Raw genomic sequence first — 508 nt, 5'->3', positions numbered from 1 at the left:
CCACAGCCAATGCTTCTTGCCGCTGATCGTCACGACCATCTCGTCCAAGTGCCAGATGTCGCTCGCGCTCGCCGGCTTTCCACGCAAACGGCGAGCATAGTCTGGGCCGAACTTCTTCGCCCAGCAGCGGATCGTCTCATAGGTAACAACGATGCCACGCTCCAGCAGCATCTCTTCCACCAGACGCAGGCTCAGCGGAAACCGAAAATACAGCCAAACCGCATGGGCGATCACGGAAGGTGGGAAACGATGGCGCTTGTAGCTGGTGGTAGACTGAATCATGTCCGCCGACTACCAGCTAACAACCTCAACTCCGGTTAACCTGACATCACCTCACCGCCTACAGGCCATGGCAGAGGGGAAAGCCGTAACCCTGGTCGGCTGACAACAGCGCCGCAGGTCTCAGCGCGTTCATAGCCAGAACAACTGCTCAGAAGAGTACGGTCGCGGTTAAGTGTCCTCGTGCAATTTTTAGGCTGTCCACGACTTCGCAGAAAGCGGGCAGGAC

General features: G+C 57.7%; 1 protein-coding gene. It reads right to left on the bottom strand.

Going from position 1 to position 508, the window contains the following annotated elements; translation table 11 throughout:
- A partial coding sequence (locus CEV33_RS00895) for an IS6 family transposase (RefSeq protein ID WP_141211530.1) occupies positions 1-282 on the bottom strand: 282 nt, incomplete at its 3' end.
- Positions 283-508 lie beyond the last annotated feature (226 nt).

It is taken from the genome of Brucella grignonensis, assembly GCF_002252505.1.
Classification (GTDB): Bacteria; Pseudomonadota; Alphaproteobacteria; order Rhizobiales; family Rhizobiaceae; genus Brucella; species Brucella grignonensis.
This window is presented reverse-complemented; position numbering and strand designations above follow the sequence as displayed.